At 69.4% G+C, this 23790-nt stretch carries 27 protein-coding genes; 10 read left to right on the top strand and 17 right to left on the bottom strand.

The features are described from left to right. Positions 1-146 precede the first annotated feature (146 nt). Positions 147-1526 carry a DUF349 domain-containing protein gene (locus ACRWNM_RS18590; RefSeq protein ID WP_431969145.1) on the top strand — a complete coding sequence of 460 codons (1380 nt, stop codon included), beginning with the start codon at positions 147-149 and terminating at the stop codon, positions 1524-1526. Positions 1527-1586: 60 nt separating this feature from the next. Further along, positions 1587-2189 (top strand): VanZ family protein, encoded by a 603-nt coding sequence (locus ACRWNM_RS18595; protein WP_431969147.1) that lies wholly within the window; start codon positions 1587-1589, stop codon positions 2187-2189. Between the two features lie 36 nt (positions 2190-2225). Here ACRWNM_RS18595 and ACRWNM_RS18600 read toward each other — a convergent pair whose 3' ends face one another. Both ACRWNM_RS18600 and miaB read right to left on the bottom strand, forming a co-directional pair. After that, complete coding sequence (locus ACRWNM_RS18600; RefSeq protein WP_431969532.1) at positions 2226-2804, bottom strand: Rv2732c family membrane protein; 579 nt, start codon at positions 2802-2804, stop codon at positions 2226-2228. A gap of 292 nt (positions 2805-3096) precedes the next feature. Beyond that, positions 3097-4629 (bottom strand): tRNA (N6-isopentenyl adenosine(37)-C2)-methylthiotransferase MiaB, encoded by a 1533-nt coding sequence (gene miaB, locus ACRWNM_RS18605; RefSeq protein ID WP_431969149.1) that lies wholly within the window; start codon positions 4627-4629, stop codon positions 3097-3099. Positions 4630-4892: 263 nt separating this feature from the next. On the opposite strand from miaB, the gene ACRWNM_RS18610 reads away from it, so the two are divergent. From ACRWNM_RS18610 to ACRWNM_RS18625, 4 genes are all read left to right on the top strand, one after another. Then, a complete protein-coding gene (locus ACRWNM_RS18610; RefSeq protein WP_431969533.1) occupies positions 4893-5621 on the top strand; it encodes an amino acid ABC transporter ATP-binding protein in 729 nt (242 codons plus the stop codon). Between the two features lie 53 nt (positions 5622-5674). Beyond that, positions 5675-6508 carry a glutamate ABC transporter substrate-binding protein gene (locus ACRWNM_RS18615; RefSeq protein WP_431969151.1) on the top strand — a complete coding sequence of 278 codons (834 nt, stop codon included), beginning with the start codon at positions 5675-5677 and terminating at the stop codon, positions 6506-6508. 97 nt (positions 6509-6605) lie between these two features. Continuing rightward, the gene (locus ACRWNM_RS18620; protein WP_431969153.1) at positions 6606-7277 is read left to right on the top strand and encodes an amino acid ABC transporter permease; all 672 of its coding nucleotides are present in this window, start codon (positions 6606-6608) and stop codon (positions 7275-7277) included. 73 nt (positions 7278-7350) lie between these two features. Further along, on the top strand, positions 7351-8250 hold the full coding sequence (locus ACRWNM_RS18625; RefSeq protein ID WP_431969155.1) for an amino acid ABC transporter permease: 900 nt from the start codon (positions 7351-7353) through the stop codon (positions 8248-8250). 127 nt (positions 8251-8377) lie between these two features. On the opposite strand, the gene ACRWNM_RS18630 is transcribed toward ACRWNM_RS18625, so the two are convergent. The 4 genes from ACRWNM_RS18630 to ACRWNM_RS18645 form a co-directional block, all read right to left on the bottom strand. Further along, positions 8378-9238: a 3-hydroxyacyl-CoA dehydrogenase gene (locus ACRWNM_RS18630; RefSeq protein WP_431969157.1), complete on the bottom strand. Its 861-nt coding sequence runs from the start codon at positions 9236-9238 to the stop codon at positions 8378-8380. A gap of 328 nt (positions 9239-9566) precedes the next feature. Further along, positions 9567-10130 carry a recombination regulator RecX gene (recX, locus tag ACRWNM_RS18635; protein ID WP_431969534.1) on the bottom strand — a complete coding sequence of 188 codons (564 nt, stop codon included), beginning with the start codon at positions 10128-10130 and terminating at the stop codon, positions 9567-9569. Between the two features lie 397 nt (positions 10131-10527). Beyond that, positions 10528-11571, bottom strand: a complete 1044-nt coding sequence (recA, locus tag ACRWNM_RS18640; protein WP_067841747.1) for a recombinase RecA — start codon at positions 11569-11571, stop codon at positions 10528-10530. 204 nt (positions 11572-11775) lie between these two features. Beyond that, on the bottom strand, positions 11776-12228 hold the full coding sequence (locus ACRWNM_RS18645; RefSeq protein ID WP_431969159.1) for a nuclear transport factor 2 family protein: 453 nt from the start codon (positions 12226-12228) through the stop codon (positions 11776-11778). A gap of 195 nt (positions 12229-12423) precedes the next feature. Here ACRWNM_RS18645 and ACRWNM_RS18650 point away from each other — a divergent pair, with 195 nt between their 5' ends. Beyond that, on the top strand, positions 12424-12939 hold the full coding sequence (locus ACRWNM_RS18650; protein WP_431969161.1) for a CGNR zinc finger domain-containing protein: 516 nt from the start codon (positions 12424-12426) through the stop codon (positions 12937-12939). 34 nt (positions 12940-12973) lie between these two features. On the opposite strand, the gene ACRWNM_RS18655 is transcribed toward ACRWNM_RS18650, so the two are convergent. The 4 genes from ACRWNM_RS18655 to ACRWNM_RS18670 all read right to left on the bottom strand — a co-directional run bounded on the left by ACRWNM_RS18655 (position 12974) and on the right by ACRWNM_RS18670 (position 16542). Then, complete coding sequence (locus ACRWNM_RS18655) at positions 12974-14218, bottom strand: phosphotransferase (protein ID WP_431969163.1); 1245 nt, start codon at positions 14216-14218, stop codon at positions 12974-12976. After that, positions 14215-14409, bottom strand: a complete 195-nt coding sequence (locus tag ACRWNM_RS18660; RefSeq protein WP_431969165.1) for a DUF3046 domain-containing protein — start codon at positions 14407-14409, stop codon at positions 14215-14217. The genes ACRWNM_RS18655 and ACRWNM_RS18660 overlap by 4 nt, the downstream gene beginning before the upstream one ends. A gap of 67 nt (positions 14410-14476) precedes the next feature. Then, entirely contained in the window at positions 14477-15640 is a 1164-nt protein-coding gene (locus tag ACRWNM_RS18665) for a glycosyltransferase (protein WP_431969167.1), read from the bottom strand. 194 nt (positions 15641-15834) lie between these two features. Next, entirely contained in the window at positions 15835-16542 is a 708-nt protein-coding gene (locus ACRWNM_RS18670) for a PIG-L deacetylase family protein (protein ID WP_431969169.1), read from the bottom strand. Between the two features lie 118 nt (positions 16543-16660). Between ACRWNM_RS18670 and ACRWNM_RS18675 the strand changes: the two genes are divergently transcribed. Next, positions 16661-17248, top strand: a complete 588-nt coding sequence (locus ACRWNM_RS18675; RefSeq protein ID WP_431969171.1) for a peptidylprolyl isomerase — start codon at positions 16661-16663, stop codon at positions 17246-17248. Between the two features lie 66 nt (positions 17249-17314). Here the strand turns inward: ACRWNM_RS18675 and ACRWNM_RS18680 are convergent, their stop codons facing one another. From ACRWNM_RS18680 to pgsA, 6 genes are all read right to left on the bottom strand, one after another. Then, on the bottom strand, positions 17315-17488 hold the full coding sequence (locus tag ACRWNM_RS18680) for a hypothetical protein (RefSeq protein WP_169810825.1): 174 nt from the start codon (positions 17486-17488) through the stop codon (positions 17315-17317). A gap of 152 nt (positions 17489-17640) precedes the next feature. Further along, entirely contained in the window at positions 17641-18453 is an 813-nt protein-coding gene (pspM, locus tag ACRWNM_RS18685) for a phage shock envelope stress response protein PspM (RefSeq protein ID WP_431969173.1), read from the bottom strand. Between the two features lie 319 nt (positions 18454-18772). Continuing rightward, positions 18773-19600 carry a PspA/IM30 family protein gene (locus tag ACRWNM_RS18690; RefSeq protein ID WP_431969175.1) on the bottom strand — a complete coding sequence of 276 codons (828 nt, stop codon included), beginning with the start codon at positions 19598-19600 and terminating at the stop codon, positions 18773-18775. Between the two features lie 199 nt (positions 19601-19799). Then, a complete protein-coding gene (locus tag ACRWNM_RS18695) occupies positions 19800-20258 on the bottom strand; it encodes a helix-turn-helix domain-containing protein (protein ID WP_431969177.1) in 459 nt (152 codons plus the stop codon). Between the two features lie 140 nt (positions 20259-20398). Then, positions 20399-20890, bottom strand: coding sequence for a CinA family protein (locus tag ACRWNM_RS18700; RefSeq protein WP_431969179.1), 492 nt, complete (start codon positions 20888-20890; stop codon positions 20399-20401). Then, positions 20883-21566 (bottom strand): CDP-diacylglycerol--glycerol-3-phosphate 3-phosphatidyltransferase, encoded by a 684-nt coding sequence (gene pgsA, locus ACRWNM_RS18705; protein WP_431969181.1) that lies wholly within the window; start codon positions 21564-21566, stop codon positions 20883-20885. Before pgsA ends, ACRWNM_RS18700 begins: the two co-directional genes overlap by 8 nt. Before the next feature lie 143 nt (positions 21567-21709). Between pgsA and ACRWNM_RS18710 the strand changes: the two genes are divergently transcribed. Together ACRWNM_RS18710 and ACRWNM_RS18715 are read left to right on the top strand one after the other, a co-directional pair. Next, positions 21710-22276, top strand: a complete 567-nt coding sequence (locus tag ACRWNM_RS18710) for an amino-acid N-acetyltransferase (protein WP_431969183.1) — start codon at positions 21710-21712, stop codon at positions 22274-22276. A gap of 25 nt (positions 22277-22301) precedes the next feature. Continuing rightward, positions 22302-22586, top strand: coding sequence for a YciI family protein (locus ACRWNM_RS18715; protein WP_431969185.1), 285 nt, complete (start codon positions 22302-22304; stop codon positions 22584-22586). An 82-nt stretch (positions 22587-22668) separates the two neighbouring features. Here the strand turns inward: ACRWNM_RS18715 and ACRWNM_RS18720 are convergent, their stop codons facing one another. After that, positions 22669-23658 carry a TerC family protein gene (locus tag ACRWNM_RS18720; RefSeq protein ID WP_431969187.1) on the bottom strand — a complete coding sequence of 330 codons (990 nt, stop codon included), beginning with the start codon at positions 23656-23658 and terminating at the stop codon, positions 22669-22671. Positions 23659-23790 lie beyond the last annotated feature (132 nt).

Consider the following 23790-nt stretch of genomic DNA (forward strand, 5'->3'; position numbering starts at 1 on the left):
GACAACCCAGGTCACCAGGGGTTGTCCGCCCGGGGTTTCATCTCGGAGAGAGCGTGGATCAATGGTCTCGAGGGCTCGGACCGGGTTCAATGGGATGAGCTAGGGCGTAACCAGGCAGCCGTGACGCGCGGCAGGGACGGAGAATGATGACCGACAGCAACGGAACCGCGAAGGCCACTCCCGGCACGACACCGCGCCCCTCCGGTGCCCCGAAGCCCGGTGGCCAGAAAACTCATCCCAAGCCCCACGCGGTCAAGCCCGCACCGGGCCCAGCCGATCAGCAGCACCCGCACGCGGTGGTCGTGCCCACCGTCACCGACCCCAGCCGCTGGGGCCGGGTCGACGAGGACGGCACCGCCTGGGTGAAGACGGCCGAGGGCGAACGGATTGTCGGCTCCTGGCAGGCCGGCGACGCCGCCGAGGGCCTCGAGCACTTCGGCCGCCGCTTCGACGACCTCGCCACCGAGGTCGCGCTGCTGGAGGCGCGGCTCGCCGCGGGCGCCGACGCCCGCAAGACCAAGGCCGCCGCGCTGGCGCTGGCCGAATCGCTGCCCACCGCCGCCGTCATCGGCGACATCGACGGGCTGGCCAAGCGGCTGCAAGCTATCACCGAGCACTCCGAGGAAGCGGCCGCGCACGCCAAGGAGGAGAAGGAGCGCGCCCGCCACGAGCACACCGAGCGCAAGGAAGCGCTCTGCGCCGAGGCCGAGCAGATCGCCGCCGAATCCACCCAGTGGAAGGCCGCGGGCGACCGGCTGCGCGAGATCCTCGACGAATGGAAGTCCATCCGCGGCGTGGATCGCAAGGTCGACGACGCGCTGTGGAAGCGCTACTCCAAGGCCCGCGAATCCTTCAACCGCCGCCGCGGCGCGCACTTCGCCGAACTCGACCGCGAGCGGGCCGCCGCCAAGGGCCGCAAGGAAGAGCTGTGCGTGCAGGCCGAGGAACTGTCCGGCTCCACCGACTGGGTCGGCACCGCCGCCGTCTTCCGCGACCTGCTCGCCGAGTGGAAGGCCGCGGGCCGCGCGCCCCGCGAGGCCGACGAGGCGTTGTGGCGGCGCTTCAAGAGCGCCCAGGACGTGTTCTTCGCGGCGCGCAACGCCGCGGTCTCCGAGCGCGACGCCGAGTTCGAGTCGAACGCGTCCGCCAAGGAGGAGCTGCTGCACGCCTACGAGCACATCGACCCGGCGACCGGACTCGATGCCGCCAGGGCGCAGCTGCGCGAGCTACAGGACAAGTGGGACGCCATCGGCAAGGTGCCACGGGAACGCATCCAGGAACTCGAGGGCAAGTTGCGGTCCATCGAGAAGCGGGTCCGCGACGCGGTGGACGCCCAGTGGCGGCGCACCGACCCCGAGGCCGTGGCGCGCGCCGCTCAGTTCCGCGAGAAGGTCGCCCAGTTCGAGGAGCAGGCGGCCAAGGCGCAGGCGGCGGGCAAGCAGCGCGACGCCGAAAAGGCGCTCGAACAGGCCAAGCAGTGGCGCGAGTGGGCCGAGGCCGCGGAGGGCGCCGTCAGCAACCGCTGACCCGCGCGCGATTCCGGTTGGCGGCCAACGTCTTTCGGCCGGGCCGGTAGCGTCGACCCGGTGCGACAGGTATGGGACGCGTGGGGCCACGTGCTGATCGTGTGGGCGTGCGCGGTACCCGCGCTGGTCGCGGCGATCGTCTCGATGACGCGATGGCGGACGCGCCGCGGGCTGACGCCGGAGCTCGCGCTGCGGTACACAGCGGCTGAGGTGGGCCTGGTCGCGGGCACCTTGCCCTGGGTGTGGATGATCCTGACACCGGTGGCGGGCGAAGGCGCGGTCAGCCTGGTGCCGCTGCGGGATCTCGTCGCGACGCTGAGCGATTCGCCGTCGAGCGCGGTCGTCCAAATCGGCGCGAACACACTGCTGTTCGTGCCGCTCGGCTTCTTCCTTCCGCTGCGCCTGCCCTGGTTCACGGGCGTCGCGCGGATGACCTCGCTCGGTGCGGCGGTGTCCGCGACGCTGGAAATCGCGCAGTACGTGTTCGATCTCGGCCGCGTGTCCTCCGTGGACGACGTGCTGATGAACGCCGCGGGCGCGGGCTTGGGCGCGCTGCTGGCCCGGATCCATGTCGCGCGACGCGAGGCCGGTCGCTCACGCAGCGCTCGCGTGCTCGCTCAGCTGGGCTGGGCTGGGCTGCTTGACGCAGCCCGCTCGAGGTGACGGCTCGCCCGTGTGACAGGCGAGGCCCGGCAGTGCTCAGGAGTCGCCGAGCAGCCTGCGGCGGTCGCGTTCCTCGGCGGCCGCCGCGGCATTGCGGCGCTGTTCCTCGGCGGCCAGGTGCACGGACGTGCGGCTCCACACCACGCGGATCCAGTGGAAGGTCAGCACCATGATGGCCAGCGTGCCGACGATCAGGCCGATGCCGGGGCCCGCGCCGACGTAGTTGCCGAGGCCCGGGGTCTGGCGGTGCCAGATCGAGAAGACGCCGAACACGCTGCCGATGGCCGAACCCGCGACCGCGATCCAGGCCAGCACCCAGCGCCGGGTCATCAACGCCAGCAACGAGAAGCCGATGCCGAACACCACGACGAACCAGACGAAAATGCGCGAGGGCAGCCCGATGTGCTCGATCCCGGTGACGTCGGTGTCGAGCAGCACGTCGAAGCCGCGCGCGCTGCCCGCGTGCGACAGCACCAGCGAGAACAGCAGCACGAACACCGCGCCCGCCACCACCATGGCGCGCACGCCGGGATCGATCTCCCCGGCCAGGCGTCGCTCGACAGCGTCGAGCTCGGCACGGAACTGCTCGAAATCCTTGCTCTCGACCGAGCTCACGGCGCTGTCGTCTCCTTCTGCATGGTCGGCGTGTGGCTTGTCCGCGTCCACTGTGCCAGCACCGTCGGCCGCCGCGTCATCCGACCCACTACGCGCGGTAGTACCGGGCTCGGCTTCGGGCGTCGCGCCGCTCCCAGCGGCGTCGGCCGCGCCCCGCACGGAATCGTCGGGGCCCTGGCGTGGGGTCTCGTCGTCTCCCGCGGCGGGGCGCGCGCTCATGCCTGCGCCTCGCCGGCGCTCGGCTCCGGCATGCGCAGAGCGCGCTGGCACATGATTCGCTCGCTACGCTCGCTCATGCGTCGCAGCCCGTCGCGCAGCCGGAGGCGACCGGCTCCTTGGCAGGCGCGCCGATCTGCGGCAACCCGAGGCCGACGCCGATGGGCGCGGTCTTCGGCGTGACGCCGCGCTCGTGCGCGTCGCCCGCCCGGGTCCTGCGGTGGGTCTTGATCGGGGCGTCCGCGATCAGGTGGTGCGGCGCGGCCTCGGTGATGTCGACGGTGATCACGTCGCCGGGGCGCACCGGCTCGGCGGTGCCGCCGGGCCGGAAGTGCACCAGCCTGCCGTCGCGGGCCCGCCCGCTCATCCGCGCGGTCGCGGCGTTCTTCTTGCCCGCGCCGTCCGCGACGAGCAGCTCCACCTCGGTGCCGATCAGCGCGCGGTTGGCCTCCAGCGAGACCTCCTCCTGCAGCGCGATCAGCCGGTCGTAGCGTTCCTGGACCACCTGCTTGGGCAGCTGGTCGGGCATGTCGGCGGCGGGCGTGCCGGGCCGCTTCGAGTACTGGAAGGTGAACGCGCTGGTGAAGCGGGCCTGGCGCACCACGTCCAGCGTCTCCTGGAAGTCCTCCTCGGTCTCGCCGGGGAAGCCGACGATGATGTCGGTGGTGATGGCCGCGTGCGGCATGGCCGCGCGGACCTTCTCGATGATGCCCAGGTAGCGCGCCTTGCGGTAGGAGCGTCGCATGGCCTTGAGCACCCGGTCCGACCCGGACTGCAACGGCATGTGCAGCTGCGGGCAGATGTTCGGCGTCTCGGCCATCGCCTCGATGACGTCGTCGGTGAACTCGGCCGGGTGCGGCGAGGTGAACCGGACGCGCTCGAGACCGGCGATGCCGCCGCAGGCGCGCAGCAGCCTCGCGAACGCGCTGCGGTCGCGCGGCTCGTCCGGGTCGACGAAGTTGACGCCGTAGGAGTTCACGTTCTGACCCAGCAGCGTCACCTCGAGCACGCCCTGATCGACCAGCGCCTGCACCTCGGCGAGCACGTCGCCGGGACGGCGGTCCACCTCCTTGCCGCGCAGCGACGGCACGATGCAGAACGTGCAGGTGTTGTTGCAGCCCACCGAGATCGACACCCAGCCCGCGTACGCGGACTCACGCTTGGCGGGCAGCGTCGACGGGAAAGCCTCCAGCGATTCCAGGATCTCGACCTGGGCCTCTTCGTTGTGCCGCGCCCGTTCCAGCAGCACCGGCAGCGAGCCGATGTTGTGCGTGCCGAACACCACGTCCACCCACGGCGCCTTGCGCACGACGGTGTCACGGTCCTTCTGCGCCAGGCAGCCGCCGACCGCGATCTGCATGCCCGGCCTGTCCGCCTTGATCGGGGCGAGGTGGCCGAGGGTGCCATAGAGCTTGTTGTCGGCGTTCTCGCGCACCGCGCACGTGTTGAAGACCACGAGGTCCGCCGTCGCCCCCGGCGCGGCCTTCACATAGCCCGCGTCCTCCAACAGGCCGGACAAGCGTTCGGAATCGTGCACGTTCATCTGGCACCCGAAGGTGCGGACCTCGTAACTGCGCACTCCCGCCACAACCTGTCCGATCGAATCCACCCATCCAGGGTACGGGGGCCCGTCGAGCGGGTTTCGAGCGCATCGCCGCAGGCTCCGGGCCTCGTCGCGGTCCGGTGCCGGAGACGGCCGAGACATTACAGAGCTGTGACGTTTCGGCGTGGCGGACCGGTGTGTCGCCGAAACCGGGGCAAATTCGGTTTTTCCCCTTAAGGTCAAGGACCATGACCGACGCCGCCGCCGCGCCCGACACGACCGGGGACGCCACGAGCTTGGACAAGGGCCCCGCCACCAGCGCGCCGCCGATGATCTCGATGCGCAAAGTGGACAAGCACTTCGGTGATCTGCACGTCTTGCGCGATATCAATCTCGAGGTCCCCAAGGGACAGGTCGTCATCGTTCTCGGCCCCTCGGGTTCCGGGAAATCGACCCTGTGCCGCACCATCAACCGGCTCGAGCCGATCGACTCCGGCGACATCGCCGTCGACGGCGTGCCGCTGCCCGCGGAGGGCAAGGCGCTGGCCGCGCTGCGCGCCGACGTCGGCATGGTGTTCCAGTCGTTCAACCTGTTCGCGCACAAGACCATCGTCGAGAACGTGATGCTCGCGCCGATCAAGGTGCGCAAGGTCAAGAAGGACGCGGCGCGAACCCGCGCCATGGAACTGCTCGAGCGGGTCGGCATCGCCAACCAGGCCGAGAAGTACCCGGCTCAGCTGTCCGGCGGCCAGCAGCAGCGCGTGGCCATCGCCCGCGCGCTGGCGATGAACCCGAAGGTGATGCTGTTCGACGAGCCGACCTCGGCGCTGGACCCCGAGATGGTCAACGAGGTGCTCGAGGTGATGGTCTCGCTGGCCAAGGACGGCATGACGATGCTGGTGGTCACCCACGAGATGGGCTTCGCGCGCCGCGCGGGCAACCGGGTGCTGTTCATGGCCGACGGTCAGGTGGTCGAGGACACCGAGCCCGAAACCTTCTTCACCGCACCGAAATCCGAGCGCGCCAAGGACTTCCTGGGCAAGATTCTCAGTCACTGACCCACCCGGCACAGACGACGGCATCGACAGTCACACAAGGAGTTAGGAACTCGATGAGGATCAATCGTGCACTTCGACTCGGGGTCGGGGCGATCGCCCTGGCTTTGGCCGCCACCGCCTGCGGCGGCGGTGACGAGGGCAGCGCCCTCGACCACGCCAAGGAAGGCAAACTGACCATCGGTATCAAGTTCGACCAGCCGGGTCTGGGTCTGCGCACCAAGGACGGCTCCTACACCGGCTTCGACGTCGAGGTCGCCAAGTACGTGGCAGGAAAGCTCGGCGTGCAGCCGGATTCCATCACCTTCAAGGAATCGCCGACGCCGCAGCGCGAGACGCTGATCGAGAACGGTCAGGTCGATTTCATCGTCGCCACCTACTCGATCAACGACAAGCGCAAGGAGAAGGTCGATTTCGCGGGCCCGTACTACGTGGCGGGCCAGTCACTGCTGGTGAAGGCCGACAACACCGACATCACCGGCGTCGAATCCCTCACCGGCAACAAGAAACTCTGCTCGGTGAAGGGCTCCACGCCCGCGCAGAACGTCAAGGAGAAGTACGCCAAGGACGTTCAGCTGCAGGAGTTCGACACCTACTCGCTGTGCGTCGAGGCGCTGCGCAACGGCTCGGTCGACGCGGTGACCACCGACGACATCATCCTGGCCGGTTTCGCCGCGCAGTCGCCCGGCCAGCTGAAGGTGGTCGGCAAGCCCTTCACCACCGAGAACTACGGCATCGGCCTGAAGAAGGGTGATCAGGAGACCCGGGACAAGATCAATGACGCGATCGAGGCGATGATCGCCGACGGCTCGTGGGCCAAGGCGATCGAGCAGACCGTCGGCGGCGCCGGCTTCACCCCCTCGCCCGCTCCGCAGGTGAACCGCTACTGAGATTCGTGACGCGGGTGGTCCGGGGTGATCCTCCGGGCCACCCGCTCGGCTCACCCCCGATGAACCACGCCACACCGATGGGAGGGACGCGCCCGCCGTGTTCGATCTGATCTCGGAATACGACACCAAGATCCTGGAAGCCTTCTGGGTCACGATCAAATTGACCGCGTTCTCCGCGGTCGGGGCGCTGATACTCGGCACGATCGTCGCCGCGATGCGCGTGTCCCCCATACCGGTCGCCCGCTGGCTGGGCACCGCCTATGTCACGATCTTTCGCAACACCCCGCTCACGCTGATCATTATCTTCTGCTCGCTGGGCCTGTACTCGACGCTGGGCTGGAAGATCGCGGGCGATTCGATCACCGACAACAACTACCGCTGGGCCATCATCGGCCTGAGCGTGTACACCGCCTCGTTCGTCTGCGAGTCGCTGCGCGCGGGCATCAACACGGTGCCGCTCGGCCAGTCCGAGGCGGGCCGCTCGCTCGGCTTCGGCTTCACCCAGAACCTGCGGCTCCTAGTGCTTCCGCAGGCCTTCCGGTCCGTGATCGCGCCGCTGGGCAGCGTGCTCATCGCGTTGACCAAGAACTCCACCATCGCCGCGGCGATCGGTGTCGCCGAGGCCGCCAACCTGATGGCGGAGATGATCGAGACCGAGGCCGCGCTGCTCGCCATCGGCGCGATCTTCGCGCTCGGGTTCGTCATCATCACCCTGCCAACGGGCCTGCTGTTCGGCTGGCTCGCCAAGCGATACGAGGTCGCCCGATGAGCGAACGGAGTGAGCGAATCATGTGCCAGCGTGCCGTGCACATGCCGGAGCCGAGCGTCAGCGAGGTGCAGGCATGAGTGCCAGCGCTTCCGTCCTCTTCGACGCGCCGGGACCGAAGGCACGGCTGCGTAACATCATCTATTCGTTGGTGGTGCTCGTCCTCGTCCTGGTGGCCGGGTTCCTGCTCTTCCTCGCGTTCTACCGACAGGGTCAGTTCGCTGCGGAAAAGTGGGAGCCGTTCCTGGACAGCGACGTCTGGTCGACCTACCTGTTGCCCGGTCTGCGTGGCACCGTCGTCGCGGCGGTCATCTCGATCGTCTTCGCGATGGCGATCGGCATGATCTTCGGCATCCTGCGACTGTCCGACCATCGTCCGGTGCGGCTGGTCGCCGGCGCGATCGTCGAATTCGCCAGGGCCATCCCGGTGTTGATCCTGATGATCTTCCTGTTCGCCCTCTACAGCGAATACGACCTGTTCAAGTCCGACGACCTCGCGCTGGCCGCGGTGGTGACGGCGCTGACGATCTACAACGGCTCGGTGATCGCGGAGATCGTGCGCGCGGGCATTCGTTCGCTGCCCAAGGGCCAGACCGAGGCCGCCGTCGCGCTCGGGATGCGCAAGAACCAGCTGATGCGACTGATCCTGCTGCCACAGGCCATCACCGCGATGCTGCCCGCGCTGGTCTCGCAAATGGTTGTCGCGCTGAAGGATACGGCGCTGGGCTACCAGATCACCTACGTCGAGATCGTTCGCTCGGGCCAGCAGCTCGGCGCGTCGGAGCAGAACACGCTGCCCTCGCTGATCGTCGTGGCGATCATCATGATCGCGCTGAACAGCACGCTGACGATGGTGGCGACCAGGCTGGAGCGGAGGTTGCGGGCGCGCAAGCGCACCAAGGGCGGGACCGTCCTCGCCGCGGATTCGATCATCACGGATGCCGCTCCCGGCGTCGACGTGGTGAAGAAGCCGTAGACCTGCACGCGTAAGGCGTTAGCGGACAAGCAAATTCGGGAGAGAAGCGGGAGCGCACCGGCCTCGGTGGGCCACCGTTTCTCTCCCGTTCGTTTTCCGGGATCGACGCTCGGCTCCCGAAGTGGCCCTATGCGGAGTACCGGTAGAAACCCTCGCCGGTCGCGATGCCGAGTTTGCCCTTGTCGATGTAGTTGTCCTTGAGCCAGGCCGCCAGGCGCTGGGCGTCCGCGTCGCCGTGCGCCAGGATGTTGTAGGGGGTCGTGAGGCCGATGACGTCGAGGATCTGGAACGGGCCCATCGGCGCGCCGGTGGCGATCCGCCACGTCTTGTCGACGGCCTCCGGGTCGGCGTAGCCGCCCGCGCCGAGCGCCATGGCCGAGTTCAGGAACGGCACGAGCAGCGAGTTGAGCACGTAACCCGCCTTCTCCTTGTGCACTTCGATCGGGACCATGCCGATCGCCTCGGCGAAATCGACGAGGGCGCGGAACACCGCGGGGTCGGTGTCGGTCGTGCCCATGATCTCGGCGGTGTTGAACTTCCACACCTGGTTCGCGAAGTGCAGCGCCAGGAACTTGTCCGGGCGGCCGGTGGAGTCCTTGATGTCGCTCGGCAGCAGGGTCGAGGAGTTCGTCGCGAAGATGGTCCGCTCGGGGGCGACCTCGCCGAGGTGGCCGTAGATCTCCTGCTTGAGGGTCAGCACCTCGGGCACCGCCTCGATCACCAGATCGGCGTCCTTCACCGCTTCGGCGAGCTCGGTGGTGAGCGCGATGCCCGACGCGGTCTGCTCCGCCTTGCCGCCCGCGGCGCCCGGCACCTCGGCCACATAGACCGCGGCGAGTTTGGCGAACCGCTCCCGCGCGGCCTCGAGCGCGGGTTCGTTGATGTCGTAGGCCGTGACGTCGAAGCCGCGGAACGCGGTCTGGTAAGCGATCTGCGAACCGAGCACCCCGGTCCCCAGGACTGTCACCTTACGAATATCGATGGCCATACTCGTTCTCCTCCCTCGTCACGGGGCACGGTCCGCCCCGGAATGCGCACGGCAGCGAGACGAAACCCCTGAGCGCCGGCCCCTTCGGCGTCGGAGCCACGGCGCGCGGTTCGCCGCGCGGTACGACCCCACTCTCCGTGGACTCCATACCCCCATCATGGCCCCGCGTGCGCCGGCGCGCCGACGAACGACCGACCGGTATCGGATAAATCGACCGGACCCGAGTAACGATTCGGCAAACCTCGGGGGACGGCCCTGGGCGGTACCGCGGCGGGGCCGTGATGGCCCCGCCAGCCTGCCACACCGGCGCTCACGCGCGGACGCCGGATCAGTCCGGCGGATCGCCCGCCTCGTCGAGCGGCTCCGCGCTCCAGTCGGCATGGGCGAGTTCGGCTTTCACCACGGTGAAGGCCGTGGATTGGCGGTAGCCACGGCGGGCGAGCATGCCGACGAGGCGGCGAATGGCCTTGTCGCGGTCCAGATCCCGAGGCAGGGTGCGAAGTTTGCGGCGCACCAATTCAGCGGCGCGGGACTCTTCGTCGTCGGAGCTGATCGCCTCCAGGGCGGGCGCGGCGTCGGAAGGCGCGACGCCCTTGCGGCGCAGCTCCTGGGCGAGTGCCTGTTTGCCCTTGCCGGAGAAGGCGTGCCGGGAGTGGACCCACTGTTCGGCGAAGGCCGCGTCGTCGACGAGACCGACCTCGGCGAGGCGGTCGAGCGCGCGCTCGGCGATCTCGGCGGTGAAACCCTTGGCGGCCAATCGTTGCGCCAGTTCGGCGCGGCTGCGGGCGCGGACGGCGAGCAGACGAAGACACGCCTCCTTCGCCTGCTCGACCGTCCCGCCTTCGGGGGTGCGTTCCGACGTCGACCGGCTCGCGCCCGCCTCCGCCTCCAGCGCATCCCCTGCGGATCCGGCCGCCACCGGATCCACCCGTCGGCCGGTGTTTCGACCGGTCTCGACCGTCCGGGAGTCGTTACGGCGGGAATCGTTCCGCCGTCCGCGCCGGGACGAGTGGGAGGACCCGGTCGAGCCCGCCCGCTGCGGATCGGGCGCGCTCGACCGGGTTCCCAGGATGTCCGCGTCGGCCGAACCACCATCGGCCGACCGGACCGGTCCCGGCTCCCGTACGCCGGGGCGAGGTCCGTGGCGTTCCACGGATCGCCCGTCGGCGGACAGGAGTTCGTGCAGCCGGCGCCGCATGTCGTGCACCGGATCGGGCCGATCGGCGGCTCGATCGGTACGGCGCCGAATCGACGCGCTCATGCCTTCGCCCGGCCGACCGGAGGTGGACTCAGAAATCGGCGGGCACCTCGCCCGCGGCATCCGCGGTGACGTCGGCGCCGATACCGAGCTTCTCCTTGATCTTCTTCTCGATCTCGTCGCGCACGTCGGTGTTCTCCAGCAGGAACTTGCGGGCGTTCTCCTTGCCCTGGCCCAGCTGGTCGCCCTCGTAGGTGTACCAGGAGCCCGACTTGCGGATGAAGCCGTGCTCGACACCCATGTCGATGAGCGAGCCCTCCTTGGAGATACCGTGCCCGTACAGGATGTCGAACTCGGCCTGCTTGAACGGCGGCGAGACCTTGTTCTTGACGACCTTCACCCGGGTGCGGTTGCCGACCGCGTCGCTGCCGTCCTTGAGGGTCTCGATGCGGCGCACATCCAGGCGCACCGAGGCGTAGAACTTCAGCGCCTTACCACCGGTGGTGGTCTCGGGGGAGCCGAACATGACGCCGATCTTCTCGCGCAGCTGGTTGATGAAGATGGCGGTGGTGCCGGAATTGTTCAGCGCGCTGGTCATCTTGCGCAGCGCCTGGCTCATCAGGCGAGCCTGCAGACCGACGTGGCTGTCGCCCATCTCGCCCTCGATCTCGGCGCGCGGCACCAGCGCGGCGACGGAGTCGATGACGATGATGTCGATGGCGCCGGAGCGCACCAGCATGTCGGCGATCTCCAGCGCCTGCTCACCGGTGTCGGGCTGGGAGACGAGCAGCGCGTCGGTGTCGACGCCGAGCTTGCGAGCGTAGTCCGGGTCGAGGGCGTGCTCGGCGTCGATGAACGCGGCGACGCCACCCGCCGCCTGCGCGTTGGCTACCGCGTGCAGCGCGACGGTGGTCTTACCCGAGGACTCCGGGCCGTAGATCTCGACGACGCGGCCCCGCGGCAGACCGCCGATGCCGAGGGCGACGTCCAGCGCGATGGATCCGGTCGGAATCACCGAGATGGGCTGACGCGCCTCCTCGCCGAGCCGCATCACCGCGCCCTTGCCGAAGCTCTTCTCCACCTGGGCGAGGGCGAGCTCGAGCGCCTTGTCGCGGTCGTACGCCTGTGGTGCCATGTCCTTGGTCCCCTTTTCGACGGGTGAGTCTCTCGATCTGTGGTTGGCGCCCACAGTAGAGGGCGGCACCGACAAGTTCTGACGACAAGACTAGACGAACAAGTGTTCGAGTCAAGCGACGCGCCCCGCGACACGCGCCGCTTCTTCCGCGACCGGCAATTTCCGCGCTATCCGCCGGCGAGCACCGGCCGCCCGCGATTCGCGCTAGCGCTGCGGCAGTACCGCGTCGTCCTCCTCCGGGCCGCGCGGACCGAAGATGCGGCGTTCCGATTCGGCGATGGGGACGTCGTTGATGCTGGCCTCGCGCCGCGACATTCGCCCGTCCGGCGCGAACTCCCACTGTTCGTTGCCGTAGCTGCGCCACCACCGGCCGGATTCGTCGTGCCATTCGTACTGGAACCGCACGGCGATGCGGTTGCCGTCGAACGCCCACAGGTCCTTGCGCAGCGCGTACCCGTTCTCCTTGGCCCACTTCCTGGTCAGGAAGTCGACGATGGCCGCACGCCCGGTGAAGAACTCGTCGCGGTTACGCCACACGGAATCCTCGGTGTAGGCGGCCGCGACGCGTTCGGGGTCACGGGTGTTCCAGGCGTGCTCGGCGGCACGCACTTTGGCCTCGGCGGAGGCGCGGTCGAACGGCGGAAGTGGAGGTCGCATGGGTTCATCCTTTCGAGCGGAGACAGTTCCGGCGGGCTTCGGCGGTTCCCCTGGAATCCACAACCACTGTCAACCGTTTCAGCAGTTAGAACGTAGTCGGCGCGATCCGATGACGTCAACCCAATGATCTTGAATTGATTGGTTAGAAAGGTGGTGATCCTCATGACACCCCGAGACGGCTCGATACCCTCAGGCATGCTCGATCCACGCCCTCACGTCGGCGAACCGCTGGCGCTCGACCTGCTGAACACGCGGTGGATCCAGAACGGACCGCAGGATCTGCTCACCGACGTGGCGGGCCTGCGCGTCTGGCTGACCGCCGCGAACCTGGCCGATCGAGCACCCGCCGACGAGCGGACACTGGCCGCGGTGCTGACCGCGCGCAGCGCGATCCACGACGCCATCCAGCACGGTGCGCACGGGGCGCTCAACGACGTGCTCGAGCACGGCAGGATCAAGCGCCGCCTCACCGACGACGGCCCGGACGACCTGCCCGACGTGACCGACCCGGCCTGGCTGCCCGGCTGGCTGGCGGCGGAGAACCTGCTGCAACTGATCGCCAAGGCGCCGGACCGGATTCGCCAGTGCGCGCACCCGCAGTGCGTGCTGTTCTTCTACGACACGTCCAAGAACGGCACCCGCCGCTGGCATTCCATGGCCACCTGCGGCAACCGCACCAAGGCGGCCAGGCACTACAGCAAGAAGACCTGAGCGGTCCGAGACCCGTGCGCCGAAGGACCCCGGCTCAGAAGAGTTCGTCGAGCAGCCGGTAGTAGTCCAGCCGCCGCTTGTCCGGCGCGTCGAGCCCGTAGGCGGCGAAGAAGGCGCGCACCTCGCCGTCGCCGAAATCCTCGCGCAGGTCGCGTTCGGCCAGGGCGAGGTCGCGGTAGCGATCCGCGACGCCGAGGCCGCCGACGTCCAGCAGGGTGCCGTTCTCCAGCACGTTCGGCGGCGTGAAATCGCCGTGCGCCACCACCAGGTCCTCGGTCTCCGGACGCTCGGCGACCAACCGATCCAGGACCTGTCCGGGATCGAGGTGGGCGTTGTCGTCGTCGAAATCGTCCGGATCGACCAGCCCTTCGAGCACGTGCCTGCGCGCCAGCGCCAGCGCGGTGTCGAGCCTGCCGTCGAACGGGCATTCCGCGATGGGCAGCGCGTGCAGCCGCCGCAGCAGCTCGCCCATCACCGTGCCGATCGACGGCGACGCCGCGGCGCGGTCGGAGCCTTCGCGCGCGGCCAGGCTCGGCGCGCCCGCGTCGCCGAGCACGAGGACGTCCTCGGCGAAGGCGGCCACCTCCGGCACCTGGATTCCCCTGGCGCGCAACCAGTTCAGGCGATCGTGCTCGGCGGTCGCGCGCGGGCCCCGCTTGACCCAGTAGGCGCCGTTCACCAGGGCGACGCCGCCGCTGAGACCCTCGTGCTCGTCCGAGAACTCCGGGTTCGCGCCGACCACCGCCAGCACGGCGGGCGGCAGCGGGATCGGCAGCTCCGCGAGGCCGTCCAGCGCGGTGCGGGTCGATTCGATCAGCTCGATGTCGCCCTCGGCGACCCGTAGTCGCAGCGCCTCGGTCAGCAGTTCGCGGGCCTCGTCGAGGCGGCCTTGTTCGGCCAGTGCCTTGCCCAAGTGCTGGGCGGCGAACGACAGTGCCTCGGCGTCGGTGCCGCGGGCGTCCTCGACGGCTCGCCGGTAGAGGATTTCGGCGGTCGGCGCGTCACCGCGATACCGGTACACGTCGGCCAGGTTGATCCAGACCGAGAGTTGCTGACGCGGGGCGCGGGCCAGCTCGAGTGCCCGATCCAGGTGGTCGAGCGCCTCGTCGTGGCGGCCGAGCAGCATCAGTTCGAGACCGGTCTGCCGGAAGCTCGCGAAATCGTCCGGATGCGCCTGCGCCACGCGGGCGGCGAGTCCTTCCGGGTCGACGGGGACCATGCGCAGTCGCTCGTCGAATCGGTACGGCCGCCGCTCGGCCACCGGGTCGGGGGCGGTCACCACCGCACCTTCGGTATGTCGAAGTCGGCGCACAGCGCGCGCCACACATCCCGTGGATCGATCCCGGCCTCGATGGCGGCGGCGCCGGTCCGGCCGCCCAGGGAGGGGATCACGTGGTCGGTCAGCAGCGCGTCACCGCGCGCCACGCCGAATTCGGTATGCAACAGCTCCTGGAACTCAGTCAACCGCACCGTATTCAAGATACTCCGGTCCCCGCCGGCGCGGATCCAGTGGGCGCAGCGGAGGCGGAGAGGCGCCTCAAGGGGCGAGCACGCCCTCGCGCACCCGATGACACAGCTCCACCGGGTCGGTGACCTCCGCGATGCTCATGGCCGCTTCCTCGGCGGCGGCCGTGTAGCGCGGGTGATCGAGCACGGCGAGCACCGCGGCGCGCACGGATTCGACGGTCAGCGGACGCACCACGATCGAACTGCCTTGGCGTGCCGCGCGATTGGCCAGTTCCCACTGGTCGCCACCGCCCGGCACGGTGACGACGGGGACACCGGCGAGCAGCGACTTGGCGAGCAAGCCGTGGCCGCCGCCGCCGACCACGACGGCCGCGTGGCCGAGCAGCTCGTCCTGGCGGCCGAGTCCCGCGGTGGCCCAGGACGGCAGCCCGGCCGGCGGGGTGTCGATCATGGAGACGGCGATCCGGACACCGGCGCCGTCGAGCGCCTCGAGCACGGTCTCGACCATGCCCGTCACGCCCGTGTGCGCGGTGGACGGCGCGACCATGACCAGCGGACCGTCGCCCGGCGGCGGCGCGAGGATGTCGTCCGTGGGCTCCCACAGCAACGGGCCGACGACGTGGGCGTTGTCCGGCCAGTCGGGGCGCGGCACCTCCAGTGCGGGCAGGGTGGCCAGCAGGCGGGCGGCGGGGCCGGGATCGGCGGCGGGCAGTCCCACGCTCGCGCGGGCCTTCTCCCGCTGGCGCAGGCCGTTGCGGATCGCCCGCGACGTCATCGCGCGCAGCATCCGGTCGCGCAGCTCGCCGCGCAGGCCCTCCCCCACCGCGAGCCCACTGCCGATCGGCGGCAAACCTTTCGACGGCAGATACAGCGGATGCGGCGAGAGCTCGACCCACGGCACGCCGAGCCGTTCGGCGGCCATGCCGCCGCCCGCGGTGAGCACGTCGGAGACCACCAGCTCCGGCAGCATCGCGCTCAGGTCGGGCAGGATCTCGGTCGAGATGTGTGCGGCGCGCTCGTGGATGCGCCGGCCCGCGTCTCCGTCGTCGTCGACGGCGCGCGGCGCGAGACCCTTGAGCCTGCGCACCGGGATGCCCGCGTTCTTCGCGGAGTCGAACCAGCGGGGCCCGGTGAACAGCACCGGCTCGTCGCCCGCGGCCAGGAACCGGTCGCACAGCGCCAACGCCGGAAAGGCATGTCCCGGATCGGGACCGGCAACGACGGCAACACGCATCAGCCCAGCCTGCCACACTGGCCTTCCGAACCGACGGCGCCCGCCCCGAGTTGGCGAGCAGGGCGAGGGTTCACCGCGCCGCCATCGGCGCGCCATCCGCCCGACCGATGCCGAAGTCATTCTGGTCCAGACCATTTCGACGGTTCGTGCCGGGACCGGACGTACGCGACCACGGATGCGGTAGCCGGATTCGCTCAGCCGAAGTAGTACAGCTCGAATCCCACCGCGCGCTCGGCGGGGAACCCTTCCTTGGGACCGGTGGCCATGTCGACGATGGCTTTCACCTGGTGGGCGAGCGGCTCGGGGCTGAGCACCTCCAGGTAGCGGCGGTGTTCGGACAGGGAGGCGGCCGCCTGCTCGACGGTGGCGGTGACATCGACGGCGTGCGTCGCGACCGGCCCGACGACCGCGGCCCAGCGCGGCGACCACGGCGGCAGATCGGCCAGTTCCGGGAAGATCCATTCGTTGCCCGCGTCGGAGACGGCATCCAGCCCCGCCCGGCCGACGGCGCGGTGATCGGCGCTGTTGGCGTAGCCGGGCGCCCAGGTGTCGCCGAAGTTGAACAGCACCAGCATCTCCGGGCGGTGCCTGCGGATCGCGGCGGCGAGATCGCGGCGCAGCTCGAGGCTCTCCTGCACCCGGCCGTCCGGATAACCGAGGAATTCCACCTGGTCGACGCCGACCACCTTCGCCGAGGCGATCTCCTCGGCCTGGCGCAGCGGTCCGGCTTCGGCAGGCGGCATTCCGGCGATACCCGCTTCGCCGCTGGTGACGAGCACGTAGCGAATGTCCTTGCCCTGTCCCGTCCACCGCGCGACGGCCGCCGCGGCGCCGTATTCGATGTCGTCGGGGTGCGCCACGATCACCAAGCCGCGCTGCCAGTCCTCGGGAACCTGCTCCATGGCACCCATTGAAACACCCGAGATCCGCACGGGCGCAAACGCGCAGCCGAGCCCGAAAACGGCCGGGAACCGGGTCCGGGTAGCCAGCCCGATCGGTGCTGCGGTAGACAGTGTGGCCATGACGAAGCTCACACGCGCCGCCGCCGTCCTCGGTCTTGCGCTCATCGCACTCTTCAGCCCCGGCCCGCTGACCGCGGCCCCCGCCAAAGCCGACCCGCTACCCAGGGTGTTCTTCGACGTGTCCGTGGAGGGCATCCCCACCGGCCGCATCGTCATCGAGCTGCGCTCCGACGTGGTGCCCGAGACCGCCGAGAACTTCCGGGCACTGGCCACCGGCGAGCAGGGCTTCGGCTACAAGGGGTCGACGTTCCACCGCGTGATCCCCGGGTTCATGGCACAGGGCGGCGATTTCACCAACGGCGACGGCACCGGCGGCAAGAGCATCTACGGCCCGACGTTCGCCGACGAGAACTTCCAGCTGACCCACGCCACTCCCGGCACGGTCAGCATGGCCAACCGCGGGCCGGGCACCAACGGCTCGCAGTTCTTCATCACCATGAAGGACACCCCGTGGCTGGACGGTAAGCACGTGGTGTTCGGCTCCGTGGTCGAGGGCCTGGACGTGGTGCACGCGATCGAGCAGGTCGGCTCGCCCTCCGGCACTCCCGGCCGCAAGGTCGTGATCGACAACAGCGGGCAGCTCTGACCCCAGAACCGGCAACGGGCCGTGCGCCATCCTCCCGGATGACGCACGGCCCGTTGGCTTTTCGCACTACAGCTTGCTGACCGTCGAGTTGTCCGAGCCCGACACCGCCTTGTACAGCAGGTACAGGCCGAACACCACCGCGCTGATCACCAGAATCGGGAACAGCCCCTTGATCAGCGCACCGATGATGGCGAGCGCGATCCAGACGACCGCGACGACACCGATGATCTTCCACAGCATTTCCAGCCTCCCGGAGGTCTCTCCCGAACCGCCGTCCGGCGATCCGATACCTCCATGCTGACAGCCCCGGGGCGATAAATCACCAGGTCAGCAGCGATATCCGGGTGCAAATCAGGGTTCACCCCGATCGGTTCGGGGGGTGCGCCCGGAGGTTACCGCGGCAGACCGGGCGGTGGCGGGGAGACCGCGATGGCGGGACGGTCTGCGACCTCGGTCAGCGCCTGCGCCCAGCCGTCCAGGCGATCCGCCGCGTGCCGCAATTCCGCGACGATGCCGTCGAATCGATGTGCCACGACAGTGGTTTCGGGCACCGCGAGGACGCGGCTCGCGGCCGCGACGACCAGCTCGTATTCGGCGATACCGGATTCCAGCCTGGTCAACGCGAATCGCACGTCGCCGGTGAGAGAGGCAGTGGCCTCCGGATTGGTCCGGCCGACCACGGCGGCGGCGCTCTCCATCTGAACGATGTCGGCGGCGAGAGCGTGCAGCGCGGCGGCTCCGGAGGCGGCCGTCTCGACCATTTCGGTGAATTCCTCGTCGGGCAGCCGGCGCGAGGCGGCGATCTGCGCGGCGAGCCCGTGCATCGCCCGTTCGGCCTGTACCAGGCGGGCGATCGGGGCGCGGGCGGCCGAGCGCGCGGGCGGCTGTTTGCGCGGCAGGAAAGCGGCCTGCGGCAACGGGGATCGACGCAGCCGCAGATAGCGCCGCGCGCTGAGCGCGGTCCCGGTGACGAACGCGATCGCGCCGCCGCCGAGCACGACCACCGCCCAGGCGGGCGCCGAGACGACGACCAGACCGACCGCGCCCGCGGTGGTCAGCCCGGAGACGGTGCCGAGCTGATAGCTGCGCCGCCGGGCGCGGCGACGCTTACGGAGTTCCCGCTCGCGCGGGTCGGCCCAGCGGCGCACCGAGACCAGCGCGTGTTCGCTCATGTCGCGCAGCGTGTCCGGCAGTCGATCGCTCATGCCTGCACCTCGCTGACGCTCGGCTCCGGCATGCGCGAAGCGCGCTGGCACACGATTCGCTCACTCCGTTCGCTCATGCCTGCACCTCGCTGACGCTCGGCTCCGGCATGCGCGAAGCGCACTGGCACACGATTCGCTCACTCCGTTCGCTCATGCGCTTTCCTCACACCGTTCGAGCCGGATCGCAGTCGGGACCCGGGCGGGACGGCGCTGTGCGCGCGTCGCGGCCGCGGGGCGTGACGAGGACACCCCTCGGCGTTGCACGGTCTCGCGCGTGCCCGCGTCCTTCACCGCACCGGTCCTTGCCTGCATCGAGCCGCTACTGCTGGGCGGCCTGGCCCTTGTTCATCTGCGGCTGCGCCGGATTCGCCTGCGTCTGAGCGGGATTGATGGCGGACTGGCCGCCGCCCGCGGGCAGCGCCTCGCCGCGCATCGAGGCGCGGATCTGCTCGAGCTTGCTGTGGCCCGCCATCTGGATGCTGGCCTGCTGCACCTCGAGCATGCGGCCCTGCACCGAGTTCTGCGCGAGCTCCGCGGCGCCGAGCGCGTTGGCGTAGCGGCGCTCGATCTTCTCGCGCACCGCGTCGAGGCTTGGGGTGGTGCCCGGCGCCGACAGCGTCGAGTCCATCTGCTGCAGCGACGCGGAGACCTGCTCCTGCATCTTGGCCTGCTCCAGCTGGCTGAGCAGCTTGGTGCGCTCGGCGACCTTCTGCTGCAACAGCATCGCGTTCTGCTCGACCGCCTTCTTGGCCTGCGCGGCGGCCTGCAGCGACTGGTCGTGCAGCACCTTCAGGTCCTCGACGGACTGCTCGGCGGTGACCAGCTGGGCGGCGAACGCCTCGGCGGCGTTGGTGTACTGGATCGCCTTCTCGGTGTCGCCCGCGGCGGTGGCCTGGTCGGCGAGCAGAACGGCCTGGCGCGCGTTGGCGTTGAGCTTCTCGACCTCGTCGAGCTGGCGGTTCAGCTTCATCTCCAGCTGACGCTGGTTGCCGATGACCGAAGCGGCCTGCTGCGACAGAGCCTGGTGCTGGCGCTGAGCTTCCTCGATAGCCTGCTGAATCTGCACCTTCGGATCCGCGTGCTCCTCGATCTTGGAATCGAAGAGGGCCATCATGTATTTCCAGGCCTTGACGAACGGATTAGCCATCGATTGATCCCGCCTCCATCTGATGTACCGCTTGACGCGGCCCGGGTACACGACCCTCGCGCACCCGCTTGTGCCTATCCTCCACCATGCGGCACCTGGACCGGGGCATCCCGGCCCAACCGACGCCTACTACAGAATCTATCCGTTTTCGGCGTCGGCCCGCAGCGTTGCCCGCGGCTGGGCGTCCGGTGTTCTGTTGTCAGTTGCTCTTCACCAGGACGAGCATGTCGGCCTTCGGCGCCCGAATGACGATTCGGGTGTCCTCGGCGATGTGCGGACGGGCAGCCGACATGGACGCGGACGCCGGAGCCATGGCGGGCTCCTGTGCCGGGGCGACCTCGGCGGATTCCGCAACGGCGGCCGTCTGCTCGGCCTCGTCGGCGGATGCCGCGGCGGGCTGGGCGGCCTCGCCTGCCGGAACACCGTCGACGCCCGCCATGATCGTGCTCACATCCCATAACACCCGCGACAACGGCACATCCAGTGCGGCGCATATCGCGGCGAGCAGCTCGCTCGACGCCTCCTTGCGGCCCCGCTCGACCTCCGAGAGATACCCCAGGCTCACGCGCGCCGAGGTGGACACTTCCCGCAGGGTCCGGTGCTGGGCGAGACGTGCACGCCGCAGACTGTCCCCGATCGCCTCTCGCAGCAGCGTCATCTCGATCTCCTTCGCTCCGAACACCGGGCGCAGCTTCGCGCAGTCGCCTGGCGCGCACCGTTCTTTCTGGCACAACGTCCCGGGGCGGCCCATTGGTTCCCGGCGGGCGAACTCGTCGAGCGATTCCTCGCGCGCCGCGCTCAGCCGCCCTGAACGCACCGAAGCAGCTCCCGCACCGCGTTCTCGGTTGCGGTGAGTCTGATGGTCCACCGGTCGCCGGACAGTTGCAACCGCATCACCTCGGTGTGCCACGGACTGGACAGCCCGAGGAAGACGGTGCCGACCGGGTGCCCGTCCTGGCTGTCGGGGCCGGCGACACCGGTCAGGCCGATACCCCAGTCGGCGACGCAGCGGGTGCGGGCGCCGACGGCGAGCTGCTCGGCGGTGCTCGCCGCCACCGGTCCCTCGGCGGCGAGCAGGTCCGCGCTGACCCCGGCCAGGCTGCTCTTGAGGTCGGTGGCGTACACCACCAGTCCGCCGCGCAGCACCACGCTCGCGCCAGGCACACCGGCGATGGTCGCGGCCACCAGCCCGGCGGTGAGCGATTCGGCCGTGGCCACGGTCTGGCGGGCGGCCACCAGGGCGCGCACCAGCTCGTCGGCGGGAACGGACGCGGTCAGCGGATCAGTCATGCCCGCGAGCCCGGCCGGAGCCGCCCGCGAACCACACCCGCGCGGCCTGCCCGACGTAGTCGAGACCGGTGACGACCGTCAGCACCACGGCCAGGTACATCAGCGCCATGCCCGCGACCTCGAAGCCGCCGGACAGCGGCAGCAGCAGCACCCCGATGGCCAGCGACTGCACCAGCGTCTTCAGCTTGCCGCCGCGCCCCGCGGGGATCACCCCGCGCCGCATCACCAGCAGCCGCAGCACCGTGACGCCCAGTTCACGCCCGCAGATCACCAGGGTGATCCACCAGGCCAGGTCGCCGAGCACGGACAGTCCGATGAGGGCCGCGCCGATCAGCGCCTTGTCGGCGATCGGGTCGGCCAGTTTGCCGAAATCGGTGACCAAGCCGTACTTGCGGGCCAGCTGCCCGTCGAAACGGTCGGTGATCGCGGCCAGCGCGAACAGCGCGGCGGCGGCGATCCGCCATCCGGTCTGGTGCCCGCCGCCCGCGAACAGCGCGACGACGAACAGCGGAACGATGGCGATGCGCGCCATGGTCAGCACGTTCGCGATGTTCATCAGCGGCACCGCGGTGGCGGCCGGGGCGGCCGCGAAACCGGCGCCGGAGGGTTCCGCTCCGGGACGCAGCACGGCCGCGTCGGGCCAGCGACGATCGATCTCTTCGGGCTGCACGCTCATGCCCTCGCCTCGAGGGTGCGCGATCCGAAGACGGCCACGTCTCCATCCGGTTGCGCTACCCCGGCGCGATGCGGTGAGCGGAACGACAGGATGTGCGGCACATGTTCAGACTATCGGTAAGCGCGCCGACTACTGTGCACCCCATGACCTCTCGGGGACCACTAGGTGGTTCGACCAGCGACGCGCATCCCAGCGCGGCCTCTGCCGCGCCCGGCTCCGGACCGGTTGTGCGACGCGCTCGAACCTCGGACGTCCCCGAGATCAAACGCCTCATCGATGTCTACGCCGGCCGCATTCTGCTGGAGAAGAACCTGGTCACCCTGTACGAGTCGGTGCAGGAGTTCTGGGTGGCCGAGGTCGGTGGCCGGGTGGTCGGCTGCGGCGCGCTGCACGTGCTGTGGGCCGATCTCGGCGAGGTGCGCACCGTCGCGGTGCACCCCGACGCCAAGGGCACCGGCGTCGGCAAGCTCATCGTGCAGCGGCTCATCGCGGTGGCCAGGGAACTGGAGCTGCGCAGGCTGTTCGTGCTGACCTTCGAGGTGGAGTTCTTCAGCGGGCACGGCTTCGTGGAGATCGACGGCACCCCGGTCACGGCCGAGGTGTACGCCGAGATGTGCCGGTCCTACGACACCGGCGTCGCCGAGTTCCTCGATCTGAGTTATGTGAAGCCGAACACACTCGGCAACACCCGCATGCTGCTGACCCTCTGAAGCGCCGACCAGAAAGCGATACACCGTGCCGATCTTCGCCGTCCACTACACCTACTCCGAGGCCACCGTTCCCGGTCGCGACACCCACCGGCCCGAGCTCCGCGGCTGGTTGTCCGGGCTGGTCGACGCGGGCACGCTGCTGTCGAGCGGACCGTACCCGGACGGGTCGGGCGCGTTGCTGATCTTCCGTGCCGAGGACACGGCGGCACTGAAGGACCTGCTCGCGCAGGATCCCTTCGCCAGGGAAGGTCTCATCGAGGCGGTGCGCGCGGTGGAGTGGCAGCCCGTCATGGGGGCTTTCTCCGCCTGATCGAACGAAGCGAGCCCCGCACCCTGTCCGGGGTGCGGGGCTCTTCGTCACATGTCCCGGCACGCGGGGCTCGGCGGTACGCCTATCGGGCGTCCTGGGGCGCCGTGCCTCGGGTCTTGATCAGGCTGGCGACGGTGGCAACGACCAGCACGCCGATGATGACGCCCAGCGAGACCGGGGTCGAGATCTCCGGCACGCTGACGTGCTCGCCGCCGTTGACGAACGGCAGCGTGTTCTCGTGCAGCGCGTGCAGCACCAGCTTGACGCCGATGAACGCCAGGATCGCGGCCAGGCCGTAGGACAGGTACACCAGCCGGTCCAGCAGGCCGCCGATCAGGAAGTACAGCTGGCGCAGGCCCATGAGCGCGAACGCGTTGGCGGTGAACACCAGGTACGGCTCCTCGGTGAGGCCGTAGATCGCGGGGATGGAATCCAGCGCGAACAGCAGGTCCGCGAAGCCGATGGCGAGCAACGCGAGCAGCAGCGGGGTCACCACCCAGCGGCCGCCGACCCGGGTGACGAGCTTGTCGCCGTCGTACTCGTCGGTGGTCGGCAGCACCCGCTTGGCCAGCGCGACGATGCGGCTGTCGCGCTTCTCCTCGGCCTCCACCTCGTGCCCGCTCTCGCGCAGCAGCTTGACGGCGGTGTAGATCAGGAAAGCGCCGAACAGGTAGAACACCCAGCTGAACGCACTGATCGCGGCGGCGCCGACCGCGATGAACGCACCACGCATGGCCAGCGCGAGCACGATGCCGATGAGCAGCACCTTCTGCTGGTAGATCCGTGGCACGGCGAAGGTGGTCATGATGATCAGGAAGACGAACAGGTTGTCCACCGAGAGCGCCTTCTCGGTGACGAAACCGGCGTAGTACTCCCCGCCGAAGGTCGAGCCCCACCGCCAGGCGACGAACCCGCCGAAGGCCAAGGCGATGCTGATGTAGACCGCCGACCAGAAGGCCGATTCGCGGAAGGTCGGTTCGTGCGGGGTGCGCACGTGGGCGAAGAAGTCGAAGACGAACAAGCCGAGGATCACCGCGATGGTGATCCCCCATTCGAGTGCGGTCACCTGCATGCTGCGGCCCGATCGGAGGCGGTAGTCATGACGGCCATCATGCCCGATTTGTCCGTTCTTGTCGGCTAGCGGGTTGGTTGCCGACCATCCTGTCACACTCCGGAGAGCCGCCTGTCGGGCACAAGAACACAC

Origin of the sequence: Nocardia sp. bgisy134, assembly GCF_965341865.1 — a bacterium.
Taxonomy (GTDB): Bacteria; Actinomycetota; Actinomycetes; order Mycobacteriales; family Mycobacteriaceae; genus Nocardia.

Bases quoted from the DNA above. Each gene is read 5' to 3' on its own strand.
- ACRWNM_RS18590 (WP_431969145.1), top strand. From the start codon at position 147: ATGACCGACAGCAACGGAACCGCGAAGGCCACTCCCGGCACGACACCG.
- ACRWNM_RS18610 (WP_431969533.1), top strand. From the start codon at position 4,893: ATGATCTCGATGCGCAAAGTGGACAAGCACTTCGGTGATCTGCACGTC.
- ACRWNM_RS18615 (WP_431969151.1), top strand. From the start codon at position 5,675: ATGAGGATCAATCGTGCACTTCGACTCGGGGTCGGGGCGATCGCCCTG.
- ACRWNM_RS18625 (WP_431969155.1), top strand. From the start codon at position 7,351: ATGAGTGCCAGCGCTTCCGTCCTCTTCGACGCGCCGGGACCGAAGGCA.
- ACRWNM_RS18630 (WP_431969157.1), bottom strand. From the start codon at position 9,238: ATGGCCATCGATATTCGTAAGGTGACAGTCCTGGGGACCGGGGTGCTC.
- recA (WP_067841747.1), bottom strand. From the start codon at position 11,571: ATGGCACCACAGGCGTACGACCGCGACAAGGCGCTCGAGCTCGCCCTC.
- ACRWNM_RS18645 (WP_431969159.1), bottom strand. From the start codon at position 12,228: ATGCGACCTCCACTTCCGCCGTTCGACCGCGCCTCCGCCGAGGCCAAA.
- ACRWNM_RS18650 (WP_431969161.1), top strand. From the start codon at position 12,424: ATGCTCGATCCACGCCCTCACGTCGGCGAACCGCTGGCGCTCGACCTG.
- ACRWNM_RS18665 (WP_431969167.1), bottom strand. From the start codon at position 15,640: ATGCGTGTTGCCGTCGTTGCCGGTCCCGATCCGGGACATGCCTTTCCG.
- ACRWNM_RS18670 (WP_431969169.1), bottom strand. From the start codon at position 16,542: ATGGAGCAGGTTCCCGAGGACTGGCAGCGCGGCTTGGTGATCGTGGCG.
- ACRWNM_RS18675 (WP_431969171.1), top strand. From the start codon at position 16,661: ATGACGAAGCTCACACGCGCCGCCGCCGTCCTCGGTCTTGCGCTCATC.
- ACRWNM_RS18680 (WP_169810825.1), bottom strand. From the start codon at position 17,488: ATGCTGTGGAAGATCATCGGTGTCGTCGCGGTCGTCTGGATCGCGCTC.
- pspM (WP_431969173.1), bottom strand. From the start codon at position 18,453: ATGAGCGATCGACTGCCGGACACGCTGCGCGACATGAGCGAACACGCG.
- ACRWNM_RS18690 (WP_431969175.1), bottom strand. From the start codon at position 19,600: ATGGCTAATCCGTTCGTCAAGGCCTGGAAATACATGATGGCCCTCTTC.
- ACRWNM_RS18695 (WP_431969177.1), bottom strand. From the start codon at position 20,258: ATGACGCTGCTGCGAGAGGCGATCGGGGACAGTCTGCGGCGTGCACGT.
- ACRWNM_RS18700 (WP_431969179.1), bottom strand. From the start codon at position 20,890: ATGACTGATCCGCTGACCGCGTCCGTTCCCGCCGACGAGCTGGTGCGC.
- pgsA (WP_431969181.1), bottom strand. From the start codon at position 21,566: ATGAGCGTGCAGCCCGAAGAGATCGATCGTCGCTGGCCCGACGCGGCC.
- ACRWNM_RS18710 (WP_431969183.1), top strand. From the start codon at position 21,710: ATGACCTCTCGGGGACCACTAGGTGGTTCGACCAGCGACGCGCATCCC.
- ACRWNM_RS18720 (WP_431969187.1), bottom strand. From the start codon at position 23,658: ATGCAGGTGACCGCACTCGAATGGGGGATCACCATCGCGGTGATCCTC.